General features: G+C 70.4%; 25 protein-coding genes and 1 pseudogene. 14 read left to right on the top strand and 12 right to left on the bottom strand.

Annotated features, from left to right (window positions below; all coding sequences use genetic code 11):
• The first annotated feature begins 60 nt into the window (after positions 1-60).
• The 8 genes and pseudogenes from ACFZDC_RS11285 to ACFZDC_RS11320 all read left to right on the top strand — a co-directional run bounded on the left by ACFZDC_RS11285 (position 61) and on the right by ACFZDC_RS11320 (position 9242).
• Positions 61-1089, top strand: coding sequence for a BMP family ABC transporter substrate-binding protein (locus ACFZDC_RS11285; protein WP_391322490.1), 1029 nt, complete (start codon positions 61-63; stop codon positions 1087-1089).
• A gap of 215 nt (positions 1090-1304) precedes the next feature.
• Entirely contained in the window at positions 1305-2351 is a 1047-nt protein-coding gene (locus ACFZDC_RS11290) for a BMP family ABC transporter substrate-binding protein (protein ID WP_391322492.1), read from the top strand.
• A 408-nt stretch (positions 2352-2759) separates the two neighbouring features.
• The gene (locus tag ACFZDC_RS11295; protein ID WP_391322823.1) at positions 2760-4433 is read left to right on the top strand and encodes an ATP-binding cassette domain-containing protein; all 1674 of its coding nucleotides are present in this window, start codon (positions 2760-2762) and stop codon (positions 4431-4433) included.
• The gene (locus ACFZDC_RS11300; protein ID WP_391322494.1) at positions 4430-5551 is read left to right on the top strand and encodes an ABC transporter permease; all 1122 of its coding nucleotides are present in this window, start codon (positions 4430-4432) and stop codon (positions 5549-5551) included. Before ACFZDC_RS11295 ends, ACFZDC_RS11300 begins: the two co-directional genes overlap by 4 nt.
• On the top strand, positions 5551-6813 hold the full coding sequence (locus tag ACFZDC_RS11305; protein ID WP_391322496.1) for an ABC transporter permease: 1263 nt from the start codon (positions 5551-5553) through the stop codon (positions 6811-6813). Before ACFZDC_RS11300 ends, ACFZDC_RS11305 begins: the two co-directional genes overlap by 1 nt.
• On the top strand, positions 6810-7214 hold the full coding sequence (locus ACFZDC_RS11310; RefSeq protein ID WP_391322498.1) for a cytidine deaminase: 405 nt from the start codon (positions 6810-6812) through the stop codon (positions 7212-7214). Before ACFZDC_RS11305 ends, ACFZDC_RS11310 begins: the two co-directional genes overlap by 4 nt.
• Before the next feature lie 72 nt (positions 7215-7286).
• Positions 7287-8564 carry a thymidine phosphorylase gene (locus ACFZDC_RS11315; protein WP_391322500.1) on the top strand — a complete coding sequence of 426 codons (1278 nt, stop codon included), beginning with the start codon at positions 7287-7289 and terminating at the stop codon, positions 8562-8564.
• A gap of 94 nt (positions 8565-8658) precedes the next feature.
• Positions 8659-9242, top strand: a pseudogene (locus ACFZDC_RS11320) (Uma2 family endonuclease).
• A gap of 5 nt (positions 9243-9247) precedes the next feature.
• On the opposite strand, the gene ACFZDC_RS11325 reads toward ACFZDC_RS11320, so the two are convergent.
• On the bottom strand, positions 9248-10168 hold the full coding sequence (locus ACFZDC_RS11325; RefSeq protein ID WP_391322501.1) for an AEC family transporter: 921 nt from the start codon (positions 10166-10168) through the stop codon (positions 9248-9250).
• Positions 10169-10234: 66 nt separating this feature from the next.
• Here ACFZDC_RS11325 and ACFZDC_RS11330 point away from each other — a divergent pair, with 66 nt between their 5' ends.
• Positions 10235-10621, top strand: coding sequence for an STAS domain-containing protein (locus tag ACFZDC_RS11330; RefSeq protein WP_391322503.1), 387 nt, complete (start codon positions 10235-10237; stop codon positions 10619-10621).
• Here the strand turns inward: ACFZDC_RS11330 and ACFZDC_RS11335 are convergent.
• Positions 10514-11518, bottom strand: coding sequence for an RNA polymerase subunit sigma-70 (locus ACFZDC_RS11335; RefSeq protein ID WP_391322505.1), 1005 nt, complete (start codon positions 11516-11518; stop codon positions 10514-10516). The genes ACFZDC_RS11330 and ACFZDC_RS11335 overlap by 108 nt on opposite strands.
• A gap of 182 nt (positions 11519-11700) precedes the next feature.
• The gene (locus ACFZDC_RS11340) at positions 11701-13047 is read right to left on the bottom strand and encodes an MFS transporter (protein ID WP_391322507.1); all 1347 of its coding nucleotides are present in this window, start codon (positions 13045-13047) and stop codon (positions 11701-11703) included.
• 63 nt (positions 13048-13110) lie between these two features.
• On the opposite strand from ACFZDC_RS11340, the gene ACFZDC_RS11345 reads away from it, so the two are divergent.
• On the top strand, positions 13111-14073 hold the full coding sequence (locus tag ACFZDC_RS11345) for a LysR substrate-binding domain-containing protein (protein WP_391322509.1): 963 nt from the start codon (positions 13111-13113) through the stop codon (positions 14071-14073).
• Between the two features lie 42 nt (positions 14074-14115).
• Here the strand turns inward: ACFZDC_RS11345 and ACFZDC_RS11350 are convergent, their stop codons facing one another.
• Entirely contained in the window at positions 14116-14880 is a 765-nt protein-coding gene (locus ACFZDC_RS11350; protein ID WP_391322511.1) for a prolyl oligopeptidase family serine peptidase, read from the bottom strand.
• A 122-nt stretch (positions 14881-15002) separates the two neighbouring features.
• Between ACFZDC_RS11350 and ACFZDC_RS11355 the strand changes: the two genes are divergently transcribed.
• Entirely contained in the window at positions 15003-16178 is a 1176-nt protein-coding gene (locus tag ACFZDC_RS11355; RefSeq protein WP_391322513.1) for an adenosine deaminase, read from the top strand.
• Between the two features lie 151 nt (positions 16179-16329).
• Entirely contained in the window at positions 16330-16692 is a 363-nt protein-coding gene (locus ACFZDC_RS11360) for an ATP-binding protein (RefSeq protein ID WP_391322515.1), read from the top strand.
• Positions 16693-16770: 78 nt separating this feature from the next.
• Here ACFZDC_RS11360 and ACFZDC_RS11365 read toward each other — a convergent pair whose 3' ends face one another.
• The 5 genes from ACFZDC_RS11365 to afsQ1 all read right to left on the bottom strand — a co-directional run bounded on the left by ACFZDC_RS11365 (position 16771) and on the right by afsQ1 (position 20687).
• Positions 16771-16974, bottom strand: coding sequence for a PspC domain-containing protein (locus ACFZDC_RS11365; RefSeq protein WP_391322517.1), 204 nt, complete (start codon positions 16972-16974; stop codon positions 16771-16773).
• A 93-nt stretch (positions 16975-17067) separates the two neighbouring features.
• The gene (locus ACFZDC_RS11370; protein ID WP_391322518.1) at positions 17068-17631 is read right to left on the bottom strand and encodes a VanZ family protein; all 564 of its coding nucleotides are present in this window, start codon (positions 17629-17631) and stop codon (positions 17068-17070) included.
• A 184-nt stretch (positions 17632-17815) separates the two neighbouring features.
• Entirely contained in the window at positions 17816-18424 is a 609-nt protein-coding gene (locus ACFZDC_RS11375) for a hypothetical protein (protein ID WP_391322519.1), read from the bottom strand.
• Positions 18421-20013 carry an ATP-binding protein gene (locus tag ACFZDC_RS11380; protein ID WP_391322521.1) on the bottom strand — a complete coding sequence of 531 codons (1593 nt, stop codon included), beginning with the start codon at positions 20011-20013 and terminating at the stop codon, positions 18421-18423. Before ACFZDC_RS11380 ends, ACFZDC_RS11375 begins: the two co-directional genes overlap by 4 nt.
• Positions 20010-20687 carry a two-component system response regulator AfsQ1 gene (afsQ1, locus tag ACFZDC_RS11385; protein ID WP_026248263.1) on the bottom strand — a complete coding sequence of 226 codons (678 nt, stop codon included), beginning with the start codon at positions 20685-20687 and terminating at the stop codon, positions 20010-20012. The genes ACFZDC_RS11380 and afsQ1 overlap by 4 nt, the downstream gene beginning before the upstream one ends.
• A 230-nt stretch (positions 20688-20917) precedes the next feature.
• Here afsQ1 and ACFZDC_RS11390 point away from each other — a divergent pair, with 230 nt between their 5' ends.
• Positions 20918-21655 carry a SigE family RNA polymerase sigma factor gene (locus ACFZDC_RS11390; RefSeq protein WP_391322524.1) on the top strand — a complete coding sequence of 246 codons (738 nt, stop codon included), beginning with the start codon at positions 20918-20920 and terminating at the stop codon, positions 21653-21655.
• A gap of 137 nt (positions 21656-21792) precedes the next feature.
• Here ACFZDC_RS11390 and ACFZDC_RS11395 read toward each other — a convergent pair whose 3' ends face one another.
• Entirely contained in the window at positions 21793-22395 is a 603-nt protein-coding gene (locus tag ACFZDC_RS11395; RefSeq protein ID WP_391322825.1) for a uridine kinase, read from the bottom strand.
• A gap of 160 nt (positions 22396-22555) precedes the next feature.
• Here ACFZDC_RS11395 and ACFZDC_RS11400 point away from each other — a divergent pair, with 160 nt between their 5' ends.
• Positions 22556-22981 (top strand): hypothetical protein, encoded by a 426-nt coding sequence (locus tag ACFZDC_RS11400; protein WP_391322526.1) that lies wholly within the window; start codon positions 22556-22558, stop codon positions 22979-22981.
• Positions 22982-23058: 77 nt separating this feature from the next.
• Here the strand turns inward: ACFZDC_RS11400 and ACFZDC_RS11405 are convergent, their stop codons facing one another.
• Together ACFZDC_RS11405 and ACFZDC_RS11410 are read right to left on the bottom strand one after the other, a co-directional pair.
• A complete protein-coding gene (locus ACFZDC_RS11405; RefSeq protein WP_391322528.1) occupies positions 23059-24000 on the bottom strand; it encodes an aldehyde dehydrogenase family protein in 942 nt (313 codons plus the stop codon).
• Complete coding sequence (locus ACFZDC_RS11410) at positions 23993-25423, bottom strand: aldehyde dehydrogenase family protein (RefSeq protein ID WP_391322529.1); 1431 nt, start codon at positions 25421-25423, stop codon at positions 23993-23995. Before ACFZDC_RS11410 ends, ACFZDC_RS11405 begins: the two co-directional genes overlap by 8 nt.
• Positions 25424-25428: the final 5 nt, after the last annotated feature.

Consider the following 25428-nt stretch of genomic DNA (forward strand, 5'->3'; position numbering starts at 1 on the left):
CTTGCTGTGCGTCTGCTCTCTCGGAAGATCTCCCGGAGGACGAGGTTCTCCCAAGCTGCGGTGACCGTCGCGGTCGTCGCCCTCGCGGCCGCGGGGTGCGGCAAGTCCAGCACCGACTCCTCCGGCACGTCCTCCAAGGACGGCAAGTACTCCGCCAAGGGCATCGGCCTCGCCTACGACATCGGCGGCAAGGGCGACCAGTCGTTCAACGACGCGGCCTACTCCGGCTTCAAGAAGGCCCAGGACGAGTTCAAGATCGGCGGCCGGGACATCGAGCCGCAGGCCAACGAGTCCGACGCCGACAAGGTGCAGCGCCTGGAGACCCTGGCGAAGTCCGGCTACAACCCGGTCATCGGCGTCGGCTTCGCCTACGCGCCGGCCGTGAAGCAGGTCGCCGCGAAGTACCCGAAGGTCACCTTCGGCATCATCGACGACAACACCATCCAGGCGAAGAACGTCGCCGACATGGTCTTCCACGAGGAGCAGGCCTCGTACCTGGCGGGCGTGGCCGCGGCCAAGGCCACGAAGAAGAACCACGTCGGCTTCATCGGCGGCGTGGACATCCCGCTGATCCACAAGTTCGAGGCCGGGTTCGACCAGGGTGCCAGGTCCGTCAACCCGAAGATCAAGATCGAGTCGCAGTACCTGACCCAGACGGCCCAGGAGGGTGGCTTCTCCAGCCCGGACAAGGGCGAGAACGCGGCCAACGGCCAGATCGACGCCGGTGCCGACGTCCTCTACCACGCGGCCGGTCTCTCCGGTCAGGGCGTGATCAAGTCCGCCGCCGAGCACAAGGTGTGGGCCATCGGAGTGGACTCCGACCAGTACACGCAGAGCGCGCTCGCCAAGTACAAGGACCACATCCTCGGCTCGGCCCTGAAGAACGTCGGCGGCGCCGTCTACGACCTCGCCAAGTCCGTCTACGAGGGCAAGCCGCTCAGCGGCGAGGTCCGCGGCGACCTGAAGTCCGGCGGCGTCGGCTTCGCCGACTCCAACCCGAAGTACAAGGCGATGACCGACGTGGCCTCGGCCGTGGACAAGGCCAAGCAGGACATCATCGCCGGCAAGATCACGGTCGACACCAAGTGATCTGATCCCCGCTTCCGGGCCCGCCCGGGCGCCGTCGCCCTCGTACGCCCCTTGCCTACCGCAAGGGGCGTACTGCTGTCCGTAACCTTGACAGTGACTGTGGCCACAGCTCGATAACGGACCGGACATTGGGGGTGTTCCGTCCGGTCTACGCGCGTTACGCTGCGGCGGAACCAGCGCCTGGTTTGGGCGCTTGCACAAAGGAGTCACGTTCCATGCGCCGGGTGTCCCGTATCACGATTGCAGGCGTTGCGACCGCAGCGCTGGCCGTCACCGTCTCTGCCTGCGGCAGCTCGTCCTCGTCCTCCTCCACCGAGGGCAAGTCCAAGGGCATCGGCCTGGCGTACGACGTCGGCGGCAAGGGTGACCAGTCCTTCAACGACGCGGCCTACGCGGGCCTGCAGAAGGCCCAGAAGGACTTCGGTGTCGGCGCCCGCGACGTCGAGCCGCAGGACAACGAGACGGACGCGGACAAGGCGCAGCGCCTGGAGACCCTGGCGAAGGCGGGCTACAACCCGGTCATCGGCGTCGGCTTCGCCTACGCGGGGGCCGTGAAGGAGGCCGCCGCGAAGTTCCCGAAGGTCACCTTCGGCATCATCGACGACAACCAGACCCGGGCGAAGAACGTCGCCGACATGGTCTTCCACGAGGAGCAGTCCTCGTACCTCGCCGGTGTCGCGGCCGCCAAGGCGACCAAGAAGAACCACATCGGCTTCATCGGCGGCGTGGACGTCCCGCTGATCCACAAGTTCGAGGCCGGCTACATCCAGGGTGCCAAGTCGGTCAACCCGAAGATCAAGGTCGAGTCGCAGTACCTGACCCAGACGGCCCAGGAGGGTGGCTTCTCCAGCCCGGACAAGGGCGAGAACGCGGCCAACGGCCAGATCGACGCGGGTGCCGACGTCGTCTACGCGGCCGCCGGCCTCTCCGGCCAGGGCGTGATCAAGTCCGCCGCCGAGCACAAGGTGTGGGCCATCGGCGTCGACTCCGACCAGTACAACCAGGCCGCGCTGGCCCAGTACAAGAAGTACATCCTGACCTCGGCCCTGAAGAACGTCGAGGGCGCGGTCTACGAGCTCTCCAAGTCCGTCATCAAGGACAAGAAGCCGCTCTCGGGTGAGATCCGCGGCTCGCTGGCCAACGGTGGTGTCGGTCTGGCCGACTCCAACCCGGCTTTCAAGAGCAACGCCGACATCCAGGTCGCGGTCAAGAAGGCCGAGGCAGGCATCAAGAACGGCACCATCAAGGTGAAGACCTCCTGACGATCTGGGTCAGAAGCCTTGGCCAACAGAACGCTGTAATGACAGCGTTACGGCCACGGAACGGGGTGCGGAGAGGATGACCTGTCTGCACCCCTGCCGTGATCTCCCGCCTGCCGCGCGACGCCTGGCGCGCACGCTCGCCGCGTTGCCGGACCGTCCTCGTGGCGGAGCCACGAGGACGCTTCGGCGCCCTGCGATCGCACGCACCGGACGCCGCGCGGGCCGCCCTCCGGGCGGACGACGGGAGACAACGGCAGGGACGCCCCCGTTCGCGCGGCAGAATGCTCGGAACGGATCGGGTACTTGCACAAGACGGCTGTTCTTGAACAAGGCCGATCAGGTCCGGGCACTATTTAAAGCAGGGGCGCTACGCGCGTAGAGTGGCCCCTTTCCTGAGGAGAGTGCGCCATCGACGCGTCCAGCAGCCCTCCGCTCACCGCTCAGTCGACAGTCGCGGTCGAGCTCGCGGGCATCACCAAGCGATTTCCGGGTGTCGTCGCCAACCACGACATCCACCTGACGGTCCACAAGGGCACCGTCCACGCCCTCGTCGGCGAGAACGGAGCCGGCAAGTCGACCCTGATGAAGATCCTCTACGGCATGCAGAAGCCGGACGAGGGCACCATCGCGGTCGACGGTGAGCAGGTGAGCTTCTCCAGCCCCGCCGACGCCATCGCCCGCGGCATCGGCATGGTCCACCAGCACTTCATGCTGGCCGACAACCTGACCGTGCTGGAGAACGTGGTGCTCGGCAGCGAGAAGCTGCACGGCATCGGCGGCGGCGCCCGCAAGAAGATCAAGGAGATCTCCGACCGCTACGGCCTGGGCATCCGCCCCGACGTCCTGGTCGAGGACCTCGGCGTGGCCGACCGCCAGCGCGTGGAGATCCTCAAGGTCCTCTTCCGCGGCGCGCGCACCCTGATCCTCGACGAGCCGACCGCCGTGCTCGTCCCGCAGGAGGTCGACGCGCTCTTCGACAACCTGCGCGAGCTGAAGTCCGAGGGCCTGTCCGTCATCTTCATCTCCCACAAGCTGGGCGAGGTGCTGTCCGTCGCCGACGACATCACCGTCATCCGGCGCGGTACGACGGTCGGGACCGCGATCCCCTCCGAGACCACCCCGCGCCAGCTCGCCGAGCTGATGGTCGGCAGCGAGCTGCCCACCCCGGAGACCGCCGAGTCCACCGTCACCGACCGGGCGGTGATCGAGGTCCGGAACCTCACCGTCTACGCCCGCGGCGCCGTCTCCCTCGGCACGGAGGACGAGCCCACCGCAGAGGGCCTCACCGAGTTCGCGCCCGCCGGCGAGACCAAGCGGGTCCTGGACGACGTCTCCTTCACCATCCACGCCGGCGAGGTCATGGGCATCGCCGGTGTCGAGGGCAACGGCCAGACCGAGCTGATCGACGCCCTGATCGGCACCAAGCACGCCGACTCCGGCTCGATCACCTTCCTGGGCGAGGACATCACCCCCTGGGCCACCCGCAAGCGCCGCGAGTCCGGCGTCGGCTACATCCCCGAGGACCGCCACCGCCAGGGCCTGCTGCTGGAGGCCCCGCTCTGGGAGAACCGCATCCTCGGTCACGTCACCGAGAAGCCCAACGCCAAGGGCTTCTGGCTGAACCCCAAGGGCGCCCAGGCCGACACCCGCCGGATCGTCGAGGAGTACGACGTCCGCACCCCCGGCATCGACGTCACCGCTGCCTCCCTGTCCGGCGGCAACCAGCAGAAGCTGATCGTCGGCCGCGAGATGAGCCACGACCCGAAGTTCCTGATCGCCGCCCACCCGACCCGTGGTGTGGACGTCGGCGCCCAGGCACAGATCTGGGACCGCATCCGCGAGGCCCGCCGCGAGGGTCTGGCCGTGCTGCTGATCTCCGCCGACCTGGACGAGCTGATCGGCCTGTCGGACACCCTGCGCGTCATCTACGACGGCAGGCTGGTCGCCGACGCCGACCCGGCCACCATCACGCCGGAGGAGCTGGGCTCGGCCATGACAGGTGCCGCGTCCGGTCACCTGGAGCACGAAGAGACCGCCCCCGAGGGCGACGACAACGCCGGTCCGGAGGACGAGGCCCGATGAAGAAGTTCGACAAGGAGCGGGTGCTCGTCGCGGTGGCCGGACCGGTCATCGCGCTCGTCCTGGCGATCGTGCTGACCTCCGTGGTCCTGCTCGCCTCGGGCAAGAACCCGATCGAGCCGTACATCCTGATGCTCCAGCAGCTGCCGTACTCGGACATCCAGGTGCTGATCATCAACCAGGCGTCGCTGTACTACATCGCCGCCATCGCGGTCGCCCTCGGCTTCCGCATGAACCTGTTCAACATCGGCGTCGACGGCCAGTACCGCCTCGCCGCGGTGATGACCGCCGTCGTCGGCGCCCACGTGGCCCTGCCCGGCGTCCTGCAGGTCCCGATGCTGCTGATCGTCGCCATGGCCACCGGTGCCTTCTGGGCCGGAATCGCCGGTGTCCTGAAGGTCACCCGGGGCGTCAGCGAGGTCGTCGCGACGATCATGCTGAACTCGATCGCCACCGCCGTCATCGGCTACGTCACCCTCACCGACGTGTGGGGCGTGCAGGTCGGCGACAACGTGACGACCGGTGTCATGAAGAAGTCCGGCTGGTTCCCGGGCATCAACCTGGGCTCGGACGTCGGCGAGATCTACGGCCTCGTCTTCCTCGCCGTCCTGCTCGGCATCGGCTACTGGATCGTCCTCAACCGCACCCGCTTCGGCTTCGACCTGCGCGCCACCGGCGCCTCCGAGACCGCCGCCGCGGCCTCCGGTGTCGACGCCAAGCGCATGGTGCTGACCGCGATGCTGATCTCCGGCGCCATCTCCGGCCTGGCCGGTCTGCCGCTGCTGCTCGGCGACACCCACACCTACAGCCTGAGCTTCCCCGCGGGCCTCGGCTTCACCGCCATCGGCATCGCCCTGCTCGGCCGCAACAACCCCGGCGGCATCGCGCTCGCCGCCCTGCTGTGGGCCTTCCTCGACAAGGCCTCGCCCGCCCTCGACTACGCGACCCCCGTGGCGTACGACAAGGAGATCGCCACGATCATGCAGGGCCTGATCGTCTTCGCGGTCGTCATCTCGTACGCGGCCGTCCAGCAGTGGGCCCTGCGCCGCCAGCAGCGCCGGGTCGGCGCCGAGCTGGCCGCGGCCGCCGCCCAGAACACCAACAAGGAGGTGGCTGCCTGATGTCCACCGCGACCATCGCCAAGCCGCAGGCGAAGCAGCCCGGCAAGGGCGGCCGCCGCATGTCGCTCCCGGTACTCCTGCTGGTCATCGCGGGTGTGCTGGTGCTGACCTCGATCGTCCGCCTGATCACCGGCGCGGACGGCATCACCTCGGTCGGGCAGATGTCCACCGCGCTGCAGCTCGCGGTGCCGATCGGGCTCGCCGGCCTCGGTGGCCTGTGGTCCGAGCGCGCGGGCGTCGTCAACATCGGTCTCGAGGGCATGATGATCCTCGGCACCTGGTTCGGCGCCTGGGCCGGCTACCAGTGGGGCCCGTGGACCGGTGTCGCCTTCGGCATCATCGGCGGCGCGCTCGGCGCCGTCCTGCACGCCATCGCCACCGTCACCTTCAACGTCAACCACATCGTCTCCGGTGTGGCGCTGAACATCCTCGCCCTCGGCGTGACCCGCTACCTGTCGAAGTTCACCTTCGCCAACGCCCCGCAGGGTTCCACCAAGCAGTCCCCGCCGATCGACTCTCTCGGCGAGTTCAGCATCCCGGGCCTGTCCAACTGGCTGACCACGCTCAACGGGAAGCACTGGTTCCTGGTCTCGGACATCGCGGGCCTGCTCGGCGGTCTGGTCACCGACCTGTCGCCGCTGACCGTCGTCGCGGTCGCCCTCGTCCCGCTGACCTGGTGGGTGCTGTGGCGCACCTCCTTCGGTCTGCGCCTGCGCTCCTGCGGCGAGAACCCGGTGGCGGCGGAGTCCCTCGGCGTCAACGTGTACAAGTACAAGTACATCGCCGTGATCATCTCCGGCGGCTTCGCCGGCCTCGGCGGCGCGTTCCTGTCCATCGTCGCCTCGAACGTGTACCTCGACGGCCAGACGGCCGGCCGCGGCTACATCGGTCTCGCCGCGATGATCTTCGGCAACTGGATGCCGGGCGGCCTCGCCCTCGGCGCCGGCCTGTTCGGCTACACCGACAGCCTCAACCTGCGCGGCGGCACGGTGAACGTCCACGCGCTGATCCTGCTGCTGGCGATCCTGCTGGTGTTCGGCGCCGCCTACCTGGCATGGCGGAAGAAGTACGTCCCCGCCGTCGTCACGGTCGTCATCGCGGCCCTGATGTTCCTCTGGTACACCTCCACCAACGAGGTCCCACGCCAGCTGGTGACAGCGACGCCGTACATCGTCACGCTGCTCGTCCTCTCGCTGTCCGCGCAGAAGCTGCGCATGCCGAAGGCGGACGGCCTGCCGTACCGGAAGGGGCAGGGCAAGTGACGAGCCCCGCCGCCGACTTCGACTGGGAGGCGCTGCGGGCCGAGGCGCGGGAGGCCATGTCCCATGCCTACGCCCCCTACTCGGGCTACCCGGTCGGGGTGGCGGCCCTGGTCGACGACGGGCGCACGGTCACCGGCTGCAACGTCGAGAACGCCTCCTACGGCCTCGGCCTGTGTGCCGAGTGCGGTCTGGTCTCGCAGCTGCAGCGCACCGGGGGCGGCCGCCTCACGCACTTCACCTGCGTGGACGGCACGGGCGCCCTGCTCGTCCCGTGCGGCCGCTGCCGCCAGCTGCTGTACGAGTTCGGCGGCCCCGAGCTGCTCCTCGACACCCCGGCGGGCGTCCTGCCGCTCGCCGAGATGCTGCCCCAGGCCTTCGGCCCGGACCATCTCACCAAGTAACTCCTCTACGGCCCCCCTGACCTGCTCAGGGGGGCCGTGCACTTCGCACTTCCCGGAAGGAAGGCCATGGCCATGGACGCCATCTCCGTCATCCGCACCAAGCGGGACCGCGGTGAGCTGACCGACGAGCAGATCGACTGGGTCATCGACGCGTACACCCGTGGCGAGGTCGCCGACGAGCAGATGTCCGCGCTCGCCATGGCGATCCTGCTCAACGGCATGAACCGCCGTGAGATCGCCCGCTGGACGGCGGCCATGATCGCTTCCGGCGAGCGCATGGACTTCTCCTCGCTGTCCCGCCCGACCGCGGACAAGCACTCGACGGGTGGCGTGGGCGACAAGATCACCCTTCCCCTGGCCCCGCTCGTGGCGGCCTGTGGTGCGGCCGTGCCCCAGCTCTCGGGCCGGGGCCTCGGTCACACGGGCGGCACGCTGGACAAGCTGGAGTCGATCCCGGGCTGGCGGGCCCTCCTCTCCAACGAGGAGATGCTGAACGTCCTGGACACCACGGGCGCGGTGATCTGCGCGGCGGGCGACGGTCTGGCACCGGCCGACAAGAAGCTGTACGCCCTGCGTGACGTGACGGGCACGGTGGAGGCGATCCCCCTGATCGCGTCCTCCATCATGTCGAAGAAGATCGCGGAGGGCACGGGTTCGCTGGTCCTGGACGTGAAGGTCGGCTCCGGCGCGTTCATGAAGACCCTCGAGGACGCCCGTGAGCTGGCGTCCACGATGGTCGGCCTCGGCACGGACCACGGCGTGAAGACGGTCGCGCTCCTCACGGACATGTCCACCCCGCTGGGCCTCACGGCGGGCAACGCCCTGGAGGTCCGCGAGTCGGTCGAGGTCCTCGCGGGCGGCGGCCCCGCGGACGTCGTCGAGCTGACGATCGCCCTGGCCCGCGAGATGCTCGACGCGGCCGGCGTGAAGGACGCGGACCCGGCGAAGGCCCTGGCCGACGGCTCGGCGATGGACGTCTGGCGCCGGATGATCGCGGCCCAGGGCGGCGACCCGGACGCCGAGCTGCCCACGGCGAAGGAACAGCACGTGATCAAGGCGCCGTCCTCGGGCGTCCTGACGCGCCTCGACGCCTACGACATCGGCGTCGCCGCCTGGCGCCTGGGTGCCGGCCGCGCCCGGAAGGAGGACCCGGTGCAGGCCGGGGCGGGCGTGGAGATGCACGCCAAGCCGGGTGACACGGTGACGGCGGGCCAGCCCCTCCTCACCCTCCACACGGACACCCCCGAGCGCTTCGAGTACGCGCTGCAGGCGGTGGAGGGTTCGTACGACATCGCGGCGCCGGGGACGGACTTCACGGCGTCGCCGGTGGTGCTGGAACGTATCGCCTGACCAGGGGATTTATCTTTGGGGTGAACGGGATCGGTGGACCTCCGCCGGTCCCGTTCGGCATGCTGGGATCGGTGACGCACCGAAGGAGACCGCCGTGAGCGCACTCACCGTCAGCCAGGATCCCGACCAGAACTGGGACGATCTCGTCCGGTTCTGGGAGGAGATGGAATGGCCAGAGGGCAGCAAGGTGGAGATCATCGAGGGGATCGTCACCGTGTCGCCTCCTCCCGCCAACCAGCACAACCTGATCGCCGAGGCGGTCCAACGCCGCCTGTACGCGGTGATTCCCGATGACTGGGGGATCTTTCAGACGCTGGCCATCGCGTCCCGTCACGACTGGGTATGTTCATCCCGGATCTCGTGGGGGCGCCCAAGGACGAAGTGGACGGTCCGGGCCACTACATCCCAGCAGCTGCGGCTGAACTCGTCGTAGAGGTCACCTCGAAGTCCAACGCTCGCCACGACCGCGTCAGCAAGCCCGCGGCGTATGCGGCAGCCGGCATCCCTCTCTACCTGCTCATCGATCGCTGGGCACAGGGTGGGCCCACTGTCACGCTGTACGGCGAACCACAGGCCGATGTCTACCGTGTCCTGCGTGCGGGGAAATTCGGCGAGGAGATCTTTTTGCCGCAGCCCTTCGACCTGAAGCTGGGTACAGGCGACTTCCCTGTCGGCTGACGAGATCACCCCAGGACCGCCGCCACCCCCACCAGTACCGGCACCGAAACCACCGTCGACAGCAGTACCGACTCCCGGGCCAGGCCTTCGGCCACCCGGTAACGGTTCGCGTAGGTGAACAGGTTCTGCGCGGCCGGAAGAGCCGACGTCACCACCACGTCCAGCAGTGGCGCGCCGTGCAGCCCGAAGACCCCCCTCGCCAGCACCCACGCCACCAGCGGTTGCCCCACCGACTTCAACGCCACCGACAGCAGGACCGGTTGACGGTCCCGCCCCCGTCCGGGGGCCGCGCTGCCGTGCAGGGACATCCCGAAGACGAGCAGGGCCGCGGGGACGGACATGTTGCCGATCAGCGTGAGGGGATCCATGACCGGGCCGGGTACGTGCAGACCGACGGCCGACACCACCACGCCCGTCAGCGAGCCCACCGCGATCGGATTGCGCAGCGGGGTCAACAGGCGCCGCCACACCGTGCCCTTCTCGCCCATCCCGGACAGGTCCAGGACCGTGAGGGCGACGGGGGTGACGAGGACGACCTGGAACAGCAGGACCGGTGCTACCAGGGACGCGTCGCCCAGAACGTACGCGGCGATCGGGATGCCGAGGTTGCCGGAGTTGACGTAGCCGGAGCACAGGGCGCCGATCGTGGTGCGGCCCACGCCCCAGCGGCGCAGTGCGCCGACCGCGACGAAGACGCCCGAGGCCACTGCCGTGCTCAGGGCCGTCACGAGCAGGCGGCTGGAGAACAGCACCGCGAGGTCGGCCCTGGCCAGGGTCGTGAACAGGAGTGCCGGGCCGGCCACGCTGAACGCCAGCCTCGTCAGTACCTCACCGCCCCGCTCACCGAGCGAGCCGCGCCGCCCGAGCACATAGCCCACCCCGATGACGACCGCGATCACCGCGAACCCGCTCAGCACCCCCTGCACGGGGCCAACCCTCCGGTGGAGCAGGGGCGCGGGTCAATGTGATCTCTGCCGACGGACCGGCCGGCGATGAGTTGTCGCCCACCCGCCGGTCTACCGCACGTGGACGCCAGGACACCGCCCGTGCTCACGCTCGCGGGCCCCGTCACCCGCAACGAGGTGCCGGGGTTGTGCGACGGCGTGCGGGCGCTGCTGGAGGCGACCGGCGCGCGGGTCGTCGTATGCGATGTGGGTGGGCTCGGGCCGCCGGGGCTGGGTGTCGTCGATCTGCTGGCGCGGCTGGAGCTGGCCGCCCGCCGGGCCGGTGGGCGGATACGGCTGCGCGACCCCGACCCGGCGCTGCCCGCCCTACTGGACCTCGTCGGCCTCCGCTTCCAGGTGGAGGGGCAGATCGAAGAGGGGGAACCAGCGCCGGGTGTCGAGGAAGCAGTGGAAACCGGTGATCCGGCCGTCTGAGATCTCCAGCACCTGTACCGCCCAGGGGCTGAAGCCGCCCTTGTCCTCGTCCGGCTTGTAGTGCGCGAAACCGGGCAGGCCGTTGGCCTGGACGGGCAGCAGGCGGGAGCCGGCGCAGGAGGCGCCCAGGGTGGTCATGAAGCCGGTGATGTCGGCCGTGCCGCGCAGCCACAGGTCGAACGGCGGCATCGTCATGACGGCGTCCTCGTGGAGCAGGGCCGTGAGCGCCGTCATGTCGTACCCCTCGAAGGCCTTGACGTAGCGCTCCAGGAGTATTTGCTGCTCCTCGTCCAGCGGGTCGGAGACCGACCCCTCGACGCCGGTGTCCCGGCGCTCGGCGAGCGTGGCCCGGGCCCGCTGCAGTGCGCTGTTGACCGAGGCGACCGTGGTGCCCAGCAGCTCGGCGACCTCGCTCGCCCTCCAGGCCAGCACCTCGCGCAGGATCAGCACCGCCCGCTGCTTGGGCGGCAGCTGCTGCAGCGCCGCCATGAACGCCAGCCGGATCGACTCCTTGGCGACGACCGCCTCGGCCGGGTCCTCCACCGTCGGCAGCACGCGCGCGTCCGGCATCGGCTCCAGCCAGGTGTTGTCCGGGCGCGGGGCGAGGGCGGCCCGGGCAAGCGGTGTCGACTCCGTCAGGTCCATCGGGCGGGCCCGCTTGTTCCCGGCCGTCAGCATGTCCAGGCAGACGTTCGTCGCGATCCGGTACAGCCACGAGCGCAGGCTGGAACGGCCCTCGAACTTGTCGTAGCTCCGCCAGGCCCGCACCAGGGTGTCCTGCACCGCGTCCTCGGCCTCGAAGGAGGAGCCGAGCATGCGGTAGCAGTACCCGGTCAGCTCCGTCCGGTGCTTCTCCAGTGCGACCTCGAGGTCCGCCGTCGCCGTGCTGTCGCCCATCGTCCACCCACCCCTGTGGCCGTTGTGTTCGCGCACCTTCGCGCCCCAGCACTTCGGAAGCTACCGCAGCCCGCTGACAATGGCCCCCGGAGCAAGAAAAAGCGCAGCTCAGACCGATTGCTTCACGGACATGAGCAGGTGCTGGTGCTGGTGCGCTCCCCGGGGGGACATGGGCCGGGGGCTCAGTGCGCGGGGATCGGCTCCCGGCGGGCCGCGACCCGGGCCGCCCGTGAGCCGAGGACCGTGATGGCCACGACGCCGAGGACCGCGAGGAGGCCGACGCCGACCGTGCCGGTCCAGCCGCCCGCGTGGAAGGCCATGGCGCCCACCGTGCTGCCCGCGCTGGAGCCGATGTAGTACGCCGACTGGTAGAGGGCCGAGGCCTGGGCGCGGCCGTGCGTGGCCGTCTTGCTGACCGCCGAGGAGGCGACGGCGTGGCCCGCGAAGAAGCCCGCCGTGATGAGGACCAGGCCCAGCAGGACCAGGGGCAGGGACGCGGCCAGGGACAGCAGCAGGCCCGTCGCGGTCGTACCGCCCGCCAGGTACAGCGCGCCCCGGCGGCCGAGGCGGCCCACCAGGCGGCCCGCCGTCGACGCCGACACCGTGCCCACCAGGTACACCAGGAAGATGGAGCCGACGATGCCCTGGGGCAGGCAGAAGGGCGCCTCCGTCAGGCGATAGCCGATCACCGTGTAGACGCCGCCGAACACCGTCATGAACAGCGCGCCGATCGCGTACAGGCGCCGCAGCAGCGGGTCGGAGAGGTGGTCGCGGACCGTGCCGAGCAGGACGCGGGGCCGCAGGGAGCCGGGCCTGAAGTGCTTCGGGGCAGGCAGCAGCAGGCGGAACGCCACCGCGCAGGTCACCGCGATCACGCCGATCACGCCGACGGCCACCCGCCAGCCCCACTCCTGCGCGACCCAGCCGGTGATCACCCGGCCGCTCATCCCGCCGACGCTGTTGCCCGCCACGAACAGCCCGATCGCCGTGACCAGCGCCTTCGGCCGGACCTCCTCGGCCAGGTACGCCGTCGCCGAGGCCGGAAGACCGGCCAGGGCCGCGCCCTGCACCGCTCGCAGCACCACCAGCGTGCCGAGGGAGGGTGCGAAGGGCACCAGGATCCCGACGCCCACCGCGACCGCCAGCGAGGCCGTCATCACCGTACGGCGGCCGAAGCGCTCCGAGAGGGCGCTCATCGGCAGCACGAACAGCGCCAGCCCGCCGGTCGCGGCCGCCACCGTCCAGCTCGCCTCGCTCGCCGCGACCCCGAACTCCCCGGAGATCAGCGGCAGCAGGGCCTGGGTGGAGTAGAGGAGGGCGAAGGTCGCGACGCCGGCGAGGAAGAGGGCGAAGCTCATCCGGCGGTAGCCGGGGCCGCCCGGTGCCAGCCGGGAGTCGGAGCCGGAGGACACCGAGGAGTCGAAGGAATCGGAGGCGGAGGAGCCGGGGGAGCCGGGGGAGGCGGCGGCGGAACGGACGAGCGGTGCGGCGCCCCCGCTGGTGGGCGCCCCGGTACTGGCGGGAGACATGCCTCGAAGCTACGGACGAGCCGGCTCATCCGTCCAATGCATGGATTCGCCATAATCGTTCCCATGATGCATCAGCAAAGATCACAGGCTCGACTGTCACCGTCCAGTGACACAGAAGACATGGCTGCGATGTCGACGGTGCTCGCGCCCCGGCTCGCCTACTTCGCCGGCGTGGCCCGCACGGAGCACGTCACGCGGGCCGCCCTGGAGATGAACGTCCCCCAGTCGACCCTCTCCCGCGCGATGGCCAGACTGGAGCAGGACCTCGGTGTCGACCTGTTCGCCCGCCACGGCCGTACGGTCTCCCTCACCCCCGCCGGCCACACCTTCCTCGCCTCCGTCGAACGCGCCCTCGCCGAGGTGGAGCGAGCCGCAGAGGAGGTCAGGGCCGACGCCGACCCGGCCACCGGCAAGGTCGCCTTCGGCTTCCTGCACACCATGGGCGCCGAGACCGTACCGGGCCTGCTGCACGCGTTCCGTGCCGACCACCCGCGCATCCGCTTCAGCCTCGTCCAGAACTACGGCGAGGCGATGCTGGAGGGGCTGCGGGCCGGGGAGCTGGACCTCTGCCTGACCTCTCCGGTCCCCGACGCCCCGGACCTGGTCGCCCGCCGCCTGGACGAGCAGAAGCTGCGTCTCGTCGTCCCGGCCGACCACCGTCTGGCCACCCGCCGCCGTATCCGGCTGGCGGAGGCGTCCGACGAGACCTTCGTGACCCTGGAGCCCGGCTACGGCCTCCGGCGGATCACCGACGCCCTGTGCCGCGAGGCCGGCTTCAAGCCCCGCATCGCCTTCGAGGGGGAGGAGGCGGAGACGCTGAGGGGCCTGGTGGCGGCCGGGCTCGGGGTCGCTCTCCTCCCCCCTCCCACGGTCCCGAGGCCAGGGGTCGTGGAACTGACGGTGACGGCCCCGAGGGCGGCGAGGGAGATCGGCGTGGCCTGGCTGGCCGACCGCCCGGACACACCCCCCGTGGCGGCCTTCAAGAAGTTCCTCCTTTCCAGAAGAGGAAGCCTCCTGCCCACCTGAAGGGTGGTGCGAAAGGCCCTGGGGCCTGTCGTCCCAGGGGTGTCAGCCCTTGCGAAGCGACCGCCCGAACCCCGCGGCCAGCGGCATCCGAAGCCCGATCGGCGGCGGAGCGGCCAACGCGTCCTCCAGCGGACGCGCGAACGCACTCCCGAACAGCGCCCCCGTCACGAAGTCCAGGGTCAGGGACAGTACTTCGTCCCGGTGCTGATGCAACCCGTGACCGTCGGAGTGCACTTCGAACCGGCACACGTCCCGGTTCACCTTCTTCGCCCGCGCCGCCAGCCGGAACGACAGCTCCGGGTCGGTCCGTTCGTCGTTCGTGCCGTGCACGATCAGCACCCGCCGCCCCACCAGCTGCTTCACCGGCTCGGCGGGCGCGGCCACATCCTCCTCGGGCAGCCAGGGAGCCAGCGCCACGACCGAGTTCACCGCCTCGTGCCCGCCCGCCCGCAGCGCCGCCCTGCCGCCCATGTCGAGGCCGACCAGACACACGGGGACATCCCCGTACCGTCGTACGACCTCGTCGGCGGCCCACTGCGCATCGGCTGCCAGATGCGCCTCGCCGCCGTTCCAGCCCCGGTAGCGGTAGTGGACGGTGTGGACAGCCAAGCCCTCCGCCCGGCCCGCGCGGGCCAACCTGCGGCCGAGGGAGCGGCCGAGGGCCGTCGCCCGGACGAGGGACGGCCGGCGGGCGGAGACCTCCTCGCCGCCGGGGAGCAGCAGCACCGCCCCGCTCACCGCGGTCGGCGCCGGACCGACTGCCCTGCCCAGCCCGGCCGTTCGGACCGGCGTCGCTTGCTGTCCCATGACAGAACAGTGTCAGAAGCCACGGTGTACGAAACCCGTCCGTGCGGTCACCGTTACATATCGACGGAAAAGTAAAGGCCGTCCAGCGGGTCCTCTACGCGCGTAGGCGTTAGAGTGCGCAGATGACGAGCCAGACCGCACCGACTGGGGCCGTCCCGACGCACGTCCCGACGCCGGACCAGATCCGCCGGGCGCCCAAGGTACTGCTGCACGACCACCTCGACGGCGGGCTCCGCCCCGGGACCGTCGTCGAACTCGCCCAGGAGACCGGGTACTCCCCTCTCCCCGAGACCGACCCCGACAAGCTGGGCATCTGGTTCCGCGAGGCCGCCGACTCCGGCTCGCTGGAACGGTATCTGGAGACCTTCTCGCACACCGTCGGCGTGATGCAGACCCGGGAGGCGCTCGTCCGGGTCGCCCGGGAGTGCGCCGAGGACCTCGCCGAGGACGGGGTCGTCTACGCGGAGGTGCGGTACGCCCCCGAGCAGCACCTGGAGGGCGGGCTGCGCCTCGAAGAGGTCGTCGAGGCGGTCAACGAGGGCTTCAGGCAGGGGGAGCGGCTCGCCCGGGAGAACGGTCACCGCATCCGGGTCGGCGCCCTGCTCACCGCGATGCGGCACGCGGCCCGCGCCCTGGAGATCGCCGAACTCGCCAACCGGTACCGGGACCTGGGCGTGGTCGGCTTCGACATCGCCGGTGCCGAGGCCGGCTACCCGCCCACCCGGCACCTGGACGCGTTCGAGTACCTCAAACGGGAGAACAACCACTTCACCATCCACGCAGGCGAGGCCTTCGGGCTGCCGTCCATCTGGCAGGCGCTGCAGTGGTGCGGCGCCGACCGGCTCGGGCACGGGGTGCGGATCATCGACGACATCGAGGTCCGCGAGGACGGCTCGGTGCGGCTCGGGCGGCTGGCGTCGTACGTCCGGGACAAGCGCATCCCGTTGGAGCTGTGCCCCAGCTCCAACCTGCAGACCGGGGCCGCGCCCTCCTACGCCGAGCATCCGATCGGGCTGCTGCGGCGACTTCATTTCAGGACGACGGTCAACACGGACAACAGGTTGATGTCGAACACCAGCATGAGCCGGGAATTCGAGCATCTCGTCGACGCGTTCGGTTACACGTTCGACGACCTGCAGTGGTTCTCCGTCAATGCGATGAAATCAGCGTTCATTCCTTTCGATGAACGGCTCGCGATGATCAATGACGTGATCAAGCCCGGATATGCAGAGCTGAAATCCGAATGGCTGTTCCAGCAGACCGCGTCCACCAGCGGGTCTTCCGGTTCGGAGGGGTAGGAGCGCTCCGCGGCGGGGCACGGAATGCGGACGGGCTTTCACAAGCCGTCCGCATTTCGGTGTTTGCGGCGGGTGGCTCGGCATGTTTACGGTCGTGGACCGCTCAGATCGTTTGTGATCTCCCGTCTCCGCATTCAAGGACGCATTCACCATGAAGCAGTCTGCTGCCAAGACCCTCGGTGTCGCCGCCCTCGGTGCCGCTTTCGCCGCCGTAGGCGCGGGCGCGGCCAACGCGGCCCCGGCCGTCCCGGACGCGACGCAGGCCACCCGGGCCCTGGACACCGTGACCAGGACGCTGCCGGCCGAGAACGTCGGAAAGGCGCTGCCGGGCGCCGGTCAGGCGCTCACCCAGGGGCAGGGTGCCGTCGGTGCCGGGGTGGCCGCCGCGCAGCCGGCCGTCGAGAAGGTTCTGGCCGGGGGGCCGACCGCGCCGGTCGCCGGCCTGCTCGGCGGGCTGCCGCTGCAGGGCCTGCCCACGCACGGTGTGCCGGTGAACGGCCTCCCGCTCGGCTGACGCCCACTGCGCGCACGACGCCGCTGGGGCGCCCCGGACACGTCCGGGGCGCCCCAGCGGCGTTCGCGGGCACACGGACTACCAGGCGGCGGTCCGGGCCTTGTCCTGCGACGGCAGCAGGATCCAGAGCGCTATGTAGAGCAGGAACTGCGGGCCGGGCAGCAGGCAGGACAGTACGAAGACGATCCGCATCGTCGTCGGGGAGGTGCCGAAGCGCCGTGCCAGCGCTGCGCACACTCCGCCGATCATGCGGCCGTTGGTGGGGCGGGCAAGGCTGGACATCCGCGGCTCCTTCGCGAGCATCGTGCGAGGCTTCCCGGTCGGTTGCCTCATCTGCCTACCACGGTAAGGAGACGAACGGGACGAAGCCTCGCTCTACGGGGCGATCCCGACCCTGGGAATCGTCGGGGTCCGACCCTGAGGGAGGTCCTCCTGGACGGTGACCCTCGCGGTCTCGCGGGGTGCGCGCTCACCCCGCCGCCGCCGCAGCCAGGCCCGGCCCGCCGGCACCACGGCCAGGTGGGCCAGGACCACCCCCACCGTGTTCAGCAGCAGCGAGTCGACGTCCACGACCCTGCCGGGCACACCGGTCTGCAGCAGGGCGATGCCCAGCGACAGCAGGGCGCCCGTGGCCGCCGTACGGATCAGGGAGGCGAGCGGGGAGACGGCGAGCCTGCCCTGCGCCATCGGCAGCAGCACGCCCATCGGTGCGAGCAGGGCGAGCCCCTCGCCGAGGCGTCTGGCGGCCTCCGGCCAGCCCAGCGCCAGGTCGGCCCGGATGCCGGCCAGCGGGCGCAGGTTGGCGGGCATCACCCAGGGGACGTCCAGGGGCCGCAGCATCAGCCAGGCCACGAGCCCGAGATGTGCGACGAGGAGGACACCCCCCGTCACACGGATGCGAATCGCGGCGCTGCCGCCGATGGAGCCTTGACGCTGCACGCCCCCCTAGACGCACCCGTGTGCACGATCGGTTCCGCATCCGTCACGCGGATGCACATGAGGCGTCGGCCACACCGGCCCGCGGGCGGCTTCCGAACCCGCGCCGGAATGGCTGCCGGCGCCTTCCGCGATCCCGGGTCCTCGGTCCGCGGCCATCCGGCCGGACGCCCCGGGGTCCGGCTTCTCAGCCCGCCCCGACCTCGCTCGTCGGCGGCTCGTCGCTGCCCGGGTGGTTGCGGACATCGTCGGTGCACTCGTAGCGGCGCAAGGGGGCGCCCGGGCCGCCCAGGGTCACCGAGCCGTCGCCCTCCGTCGCCGCCGAGTCGGACAGCGTGCACACGAGCTGGGCGCGGGCGTAGGGGGGCAGCCGGTCAGGTGCGGTGCTCAGCCGCAGCGCGTCCTCCGGGTCCTTCGGGCCCGGCCCGGCGACGCTCAGACCGCCCGGCACGTACGTGGTGTAGCCCGCCGCCTTCTCCGCCGCCGCCGGGGACGCGGCGAGCTGGTCCAGCAGGCCCTGCGCCACGATCACCCGGCGCCGGGCGTCCGGCGTGCCGTCCGGGACCCGCACGGTCCGGTCGACGGCCACCAGGGACGAGCCGCACAGCAGGAAGACCTGCACCGGCACTCCGTGCGAGGACTGCGTGGAGACGCCGGGGCCGGACAGCGAGCACGGCACGCGGGAGGGCGCCGCACCGAAGTCCGTCGGCACCTCGGTGGGCCGGATCCCGCACCCCGCGAGCAGCGCGGCGAAGAGGGATGCCGCCAGCAGTCCTCGTATGGTCCCCGCGTTCATGACCCCTCCTTCCCACGGTCCCCGGACCCGTTGTCCTGATCGCCGTCGCCGCTCTCCTCCGTCAGCCGTGAGGCGTCCCGGGGTAGCCGCAGCGTGAACACCGCACCCCCGTCGGGGGAGTTGGCGGCCGTGATCTCACCGCCGTGGATGTGGGCGTTCTCCAGGGCGATGGACAGGCCCAGGCCGCTGCCCTCCGAGCGCGGCCGGGAGGCGCTGGCCTTGTAGAAGCGGTCGAAGACGTGCGGCAGGACGTCCTCGGGGATGCCGGGCCCGTGGTCGCGCACCGCGATGACGAGATCGTCGTCCTCTTCGCTGTCCATGCGCACCGACACCCTGACCGGCGATCCGCCGTGCTTGAGGGCGTTGCCGATCAGGTTGGCCAGTATGACGTCCAGGCGGCGCGGGTCGAGCTGGACGTGGATCCCGCGTTCGGCGTCCAGTTCGACGGCGTCCAGCCAGGCGCGGGCGTCGATGCATGCGGTGATCTGATCGGCGATGTCGACGTCGTCCAGGACCAGGCGTGCGGTGCCCGCGTCGAAGCGGGTGACCTCCATCAGGTTCTCGACCAGGTCGTTCAGCCGTCGTGTCTCGCTGACGACCAGCCGTACGGCGGGTTCGATCATCGGGTCGATGCCCCCGGCCTCGGACTCCAGCTCCTCCTCCAGCACCTCCGTGACGGCGGTGATGGCGGTCAGGGGCGTCCGCAGCTCGTGCGACATGTCGGCGACGAAGCGGCGGGAGGCCTCGTCGCGGGCGGCCATGTCGTCGACCCGCTTCTCCAGCGCCTCGGCGGCGTTGTTGAACGTGCGGGACAGATCGGCGAGCTCGTCCGTGCCCGACACCCTGAGCCGGGTGTCCAGCCTGCCCTCGCCGAGCCGCCGGGCGGCCACCCCGAGCCGGTGCACCGGCTTCAGCACGGTCGTGGCGGCGGCCTGCGCGAGCAGTGCCGAGCCGATCAGCGCGAGACCCGTCGCGATTCCCAGCGACCAGGCCAGCGAGTTGAGGTCCTTGGCCTCCGGCTCCAGCGACTTCGCCATGTAACCCGTCGGCCCGCCGCCGATCAGCTTCGTACCGGCCACCAGATACGGCGTGCCGTGCTCGTCGATCCGCTGCCAGTACAGGTGGTACGGCGACTTGTTGCCGTCGGTCACCTTCTGCTGCTTGTTCACCGCCTCGCGCAGCGACCCCGGCACGTCCTCGAGCGAGAACCCGTTGATGCCGCCCGAGTTGCCGTACACCGTCTTGCCGTTCGCGTCCTGGGCGACCAGCAGCACGCTGAACCGCTGGCTGCTGCCGGCCATCTGGCCCGCCGCCCGCTGCAGTTCGTCCTGCGTGGGGTGCACGGGCAGCGCACCGGTGCGGTTCTGCATCTCCTGCTGGAAGTCGCGCAGCACCGCGTCCTGGGCACGCGTGAGCACGGCCTCCCGGTTCAGCCAGTACGCGATGCCCGACGCCGACACCGCGGCGGTGAGCGCGACCAGACCGAAGACGACGACCAGCCGCAGCCTGAGGCTGGTGAACCGCAGCCGCGACAGACTTCCCTTGCGCCCCGCGGCCCAGCCGCGCAGCCCCCCTTGGGTATGGGTCACTGAGGAGCGTCCAGGCGGTAGCCGACACCACGGACGGTGCGGATCAGGGTCGGGGACGAGGGCACGTCCTCCACTTTGGCACGCAGCCGCTGTACGCACGCGTCCACCAGGCGCGAGTCGCCCAGGTAGTCGTGCTCCCACACCAGCCGCAGCAACTGCTGGCGGGACAGCGCCTGACCGGGCCGCCGGCTCAGCTCCAGCAGCAGCCTCAGCTCGGTCGGCGTCAGCTGCAGGTCCTCGCCGTTCTTGGTCACGGTCATCGCCGACCGGTCGATGACGACGTTGCCGAACGTCGCCGAGTCACTGGACTCGCGTTCCCCGCGCCGCAGCACCGCCCGGATCCGGGCGTCCAGCACCCGGCCCTGCACGGGCTTGACCACGTAGTCGTCGGCACCGGACTCCAGCCCGACCACCACGTCGATGTCATCACTTCGCGCGGTCAGCAGGATGATCGGCAGTTGGTCGGTGCGCCGGATGCGCCGGCACACCTCGAATCCGTCGATGCCGGGCAGCATCACGTCCAGCACGATCAGATCCGGCCGCTGCTCGCGCAACAGCTTCAGACCGTCCTCACCGCTGGCAGCGGTGGCCACCCGGTGTCCCTGGCGCGTCAGGGAGAGCTCCAGGGCCGTACGGATGGCGTCGTCGTCCTCGATCAGCAACAGGGAAGGCACGCACACATTCTGGCCCATGGACGGGCTCTCGTACGACCTGCCGGCACCATGCCGTCTCTACCGCCACCACCTGTGCGCTCTCCGTGACGATCCTGGGCGGGCCCCCTGTGACAGGTCTGTGACAGTCGGCTGACACGGCCATGAAGGTCACTCGGCAAGCTTCTCGGCACAGGCAAGGAAGCAACACCGAGCAGACCGAACACCGGCAGTTCACGACGGGGGAGCGCGAGATGAGCACGCTGCACAGCATCAGCACCAGCGCAGTGGTCACGCGTCTGCACGACGTGCACCGGGGTTCCGAGAAGTCCGGTGCCGTGAGCGGGCGGGGGTGCGCTCGCGGCACCGGGCGTCAGCACACCGGTTACATAACGGTGGTTGACACGTACACGGGGGAAACGCACGGGGGATCCGCGTACAGGGAGGACTCGGGGGAGCGCCGTTCGCTGACGGAGGCGGAGTTCACCGCCTACGTCCAGGAGCGCCGCGCCTCCCTGTACGCCACCGCCTACCACCTGACCGGCGACCGCTTCGAGGCCGAGGACCTGCTGCAGAGCGCGCTGTTCTCGACGTACAAGGCGTGGGAGCGGATCAGCGACAAGGCGGCGGTCGGCGGCTATCTGCGCCGCACGATGACCAATCTGCACATCAGCGCCTGGCGGCGCCGCAAGCTCAACGAGTACCCGACCGAGGAACTGCCGGAGACGCCCGGCGAGACGGACGCGATGCGCGGCACGGAGCTGCGCGCGGTCCTGTGGCAGGCGCTGGCCCGGCTGCCCGAACTCCAGCGCACCATGCTGGTTCTGCGGTACTACGAGGGCCGTACGGATCCGGAGATCGCGGAGATCCTCGGCATCAGTGTCGGCACGGTGAAGTCCAGCATCTGGCGCTCGCTGCGCCGCCTGCGCGAGGACGAGGTCCTCAGCTTCGGCCGTGACGAGGAGAACGCCTTCGGCGAGCTGGTGGCCTGAAGGTTCGGGGGGAGCAACGGGGGAGCCACGGGGGACCACTGGGGGGTGGTCCCACGGGGATACGGGGGAGCACGGGGAGCGGGACTGGAGGGACCGGAGGTCCGTCCAGTCCCGTTTTCGCGTTTCCGTACGTCCGGTTACGCCACGGTCCGCTGACGCGTCTGCCGACCCGCCGCTGCCGCCGCCAGCCGGCCCAGAGCCTCGTCGCGGTCGCAGGGGTGGGCGCCAAGGGAGACCTGGCGAGTCACGATCGACCGCTCCGCGCGCATCAGCCGCCAGCCGCGGCGCAGCAGGAACGGCACCGACTTGCGGCCCTCCTTCAGGTCCCGCAGGAAACGCCGGCGGAAGGTCGTGACCGGACCGCGGGTCAGGCACAGCGCGTCGGCCAGGAGCCCCCGTTCACGGCAGCGCTCCACGACCTCCGCGGCGAAGATGCCCTCGGCGATGAACAGCGGGGTGCGCCCGATGTGCAGCGTCTCCTCGCCGGTACGGGCGCTCAGCGCGATGTCGTAGACCGGCACCGGCGTCGAACCCGTGGCGCAGAGACGGGCGATGGCCTCGATCGCGACGTCCGCGTCCCACGACTGCGGGTGATCCCAGTCGATGTCCGAACTCCCGTCCACCAGCGGCAGTGTCGGGTCGTCGCCCTCCTTGTAGAAGTCGTCGAGGCGCAGCACGGGCAGCCCGGAACGGGCGGCGACGAGGGACTTGCCCGAACCCGAGGGGCCGCACAGCAGCACGACACGGGCGGGGGACGGCGGATGAATGCTCACGGAACACCAGTTTGACGTATGGCAGGCCCCCTGCCGACCCCGCGGGTCGGCTTTTGAGCGTGAGTCCCACCTCAACTACCCTGTGTATCGACCTCATTACCCTGCGCACCAGAAGGTGGCACCAGCGATGGCCCGACACACTTCCTTGCAGTACCCCGCCGCGCAGCGCGCCCTGATCGCCCTCGCCACCGCCGGGGCAGCCCTGGGCGCGGGCGCTGCGGCGGCACACGCGGACGCGGCCGGTCGGCCCGTGGAGGTGCCGTGGCGTCCCACCTCGCTCGGCAACATCGACCCGAAGGCGGGCCTGGCGTCCCTCACCGGCACGGTCGGCTACGTCACCGGTCCGGTCGCGGGTCTGAAGCCGAACCCGCTCGCCGGTACCGGCGTCGACCCGCTCGACAACGGCGTCGGCACCCAGGTCGCCGACTTCAAGCCGCTCACCTCGCAGGCCCTGACCCGGCCGGTCGCCGAGGCGCGGTCGCTCGGCGCGGTACCGGTGGCGGGGCAGGTGACCGGGCTGCTGGGCGGCGGTACGGGCGCACCGCTGGGCTGAACGCCGACGCTCATGAGGAGAGCCGCGCCGCCCCCGGACGGAGGGGCGGCGCGGCTCTCGTTCTGGGGAGCCCCGGCTCAGTAGGAGGAACCGGACGCGCCCAGCGACCCCGTCGGATGCCAGACCGTCTTGGTCTCCAGGAACGCCGTCAGGCGGTCGATGCCGGGCGTCTCGAAGTAATCCACAGGCTGTGGACGAAGGACGCGTTTCAGGTTGTCCGCCGCCGCGATCTCCAGCTCCTTGGCCAGCACCTCGTCGGCGCCCGCGAGGTCGATCGCGTTGACGTCCTGGTGCGCGGCCAGCGGTGCCGCGATTTCCGCCGTACGGCCGGACAGGACGTTGACGACACCGCCCGGGACGTCCGAGGTGGCCAGCACCTCGCCCAGGGACAGGGCGGGCAGCGGGGCCTTCTCGGAGGTGACGACGACCGCCGTGTTGCCGGTGGCGATCACCGGGGCGAGCACCGACACCAGGCCGAGGAAGGACGACTCCTGCGGGGCCAGCACGGCGACCACGCCGGTCGGCTCCGGGGAGGACAGGTTGAAGTACGGGCCCGCGACCGGGTTGGCGCCGCCGATCACCTGGGCGATCTTGTCGGTCCAGCCCGCGTACCAGACCCAGCGGTCGATCGTGGCGTCCACGACCGCGGCCGCCTTCGACTTCGACAGGCCCTCCGCGTCCGCGACCTCCCGGACGAACTGGTCCCTGCGGCCCTCCAGCATCTCCGCGACGCGGTACAGGACCTGGCCGCGGTTGTAGGCGGTAGCGCCGGACCAGCTGCCGAACGCCTTGCGCGCGGCCACGACCGCGTCACGGGCGTCCTTGCGGGAGGACTGGGGAGCGTTGGCCAGCCACTTGCCCTCGCCGGCCGCTGATGTCTTCGCCGTCACCTCGTACACCCGGCCGCTCTCGGAACGCGGGAACTTCCCGCCGACGTACAGCTTGTAGGTCTTGAAGACCGCCAGACGGCTCTGCTCGGACTTCACGGACTTCTCGTGCTTGTCAGACTTCTCAGACATCGAGGTACGCCTCCAGGCCGTGGCGGCCGCCCTCGCGGCCGAAGCCCGACTCCTTGTAGCCGCCGAACGGCGAGGTGGGGTCGAACTTGTTGAACGTGTTGGACCAGACGACACCGGCGCGCAGCTTGTTGGCGACGGCCAGGATCCGCGAACCCTTCTCGGTCCAGATGCCCGCCGACAGGCCGTACTGCGTGTTGTTCGCCTTGGCCACCGCCTCGTCGGGCGTACGGAAGGTGAGGACCGACAGCACCGGGCCGAAGATCTCGTCACGGGCGATGGTGTGGGCCTGCGTGACGCCCGTGAACAGCGTCGGGGCGAACCAGTAGCCGCTCTCCGGGAGTTCGCATGCGGGCGACCAGCGCTCGGCGCCCTCCGCCTCGCCCCGCTCGGCCAGCGCGGTGATCCGGGACAGCTGCTCGGCGGAGTTGATCGCGCCGATGTCGGTGTTCTTGTCCAGCGGGTCGCCGAGGCGCAGGGTGGAGAGCCTGCGCTTCAGGGCGTCCAGCAACTCGTCCTGGACGGACTCCTGGACGAGGAGGCGGGAGCCCGCACAGCAGACCTGGCCCTGGTTGAAGAAGATGCCGGTCACGATGCCCTCGACGGCCTGGTCGATCGGGGCGTCGTCGAAGACGATGTTGGCGCCCTTGCCGCCCAGTTCGAGGGTGAGCTTCTTGCGGGTGCCGGCGACGGTCCGCGCGATCTCCTTGCCGACCGCGGTCGATCCGGTGAAGGCGACCTTGTTGACGTCCGGGTGCGCGACGAGCGCGGCGCCCGTGTCGCCGTAGCCCGGAAGGATGTTGACGACACCCCGGGGCAGGCCCGCCTGGCGGCAGATGTCCGCGAAGAAGAGCGCGGAGAGGGGGGTGGTCTCGGCGGGCTTGAGGACGACCGTGTTGCCGGTCGCGAGGGCCGGGGCGATCTTCCACGCCAGCATCAGCAGCGGGAAGTTCCAGGGGATGACCTGGCCGGCCACGCCCAGCGGCCGGGGACCGGCGCCGAAGCCGGCGTGGTCGAGCTTGTCCGCCCAGCCCGCGTAGTAGAAGAAGTGCGCGGCGACCAGCGGGAGGTCCGCGTCGCGGGTCTCCTTGATCGGCTTGCCGTTGTCCAGCGTCTCCAGGACCGCCAGCTCACGGCTGCGCTCCTGGATGATGCGGGCGATGCGGAACAGGTACTTCGCGCGCTCGGAGCCGGGCAGCGCCGACCACTTCTCGAACGCCTTGCGTGCGGCCCTGACGGCACGGTCGACGTCTTCCGAACCGGCCTGGGCGACCTCCGACAGCACCTCTTCCGTGCTCGGCGAGATGGTCTTGAAGACCTTGCCGTCGGCGGCTTCGGTGAACTCGCCGTCGATGAAGAGGCCGTACGAGGGCGCGATGTCGACGACCGCGCGGGACTCGGGGGCGGGTGCGTACTCAAAAGCCATGGGGG

The sequence above is a fragment of the Streptomyces sp. NPDC007905 genome (assembly GCF_042959345.1).
Lineage (GTDB): Bacteria > Actinomycetota > Actinomycetes > Streptomycetales > Streptomycetaceae > Streptomyces.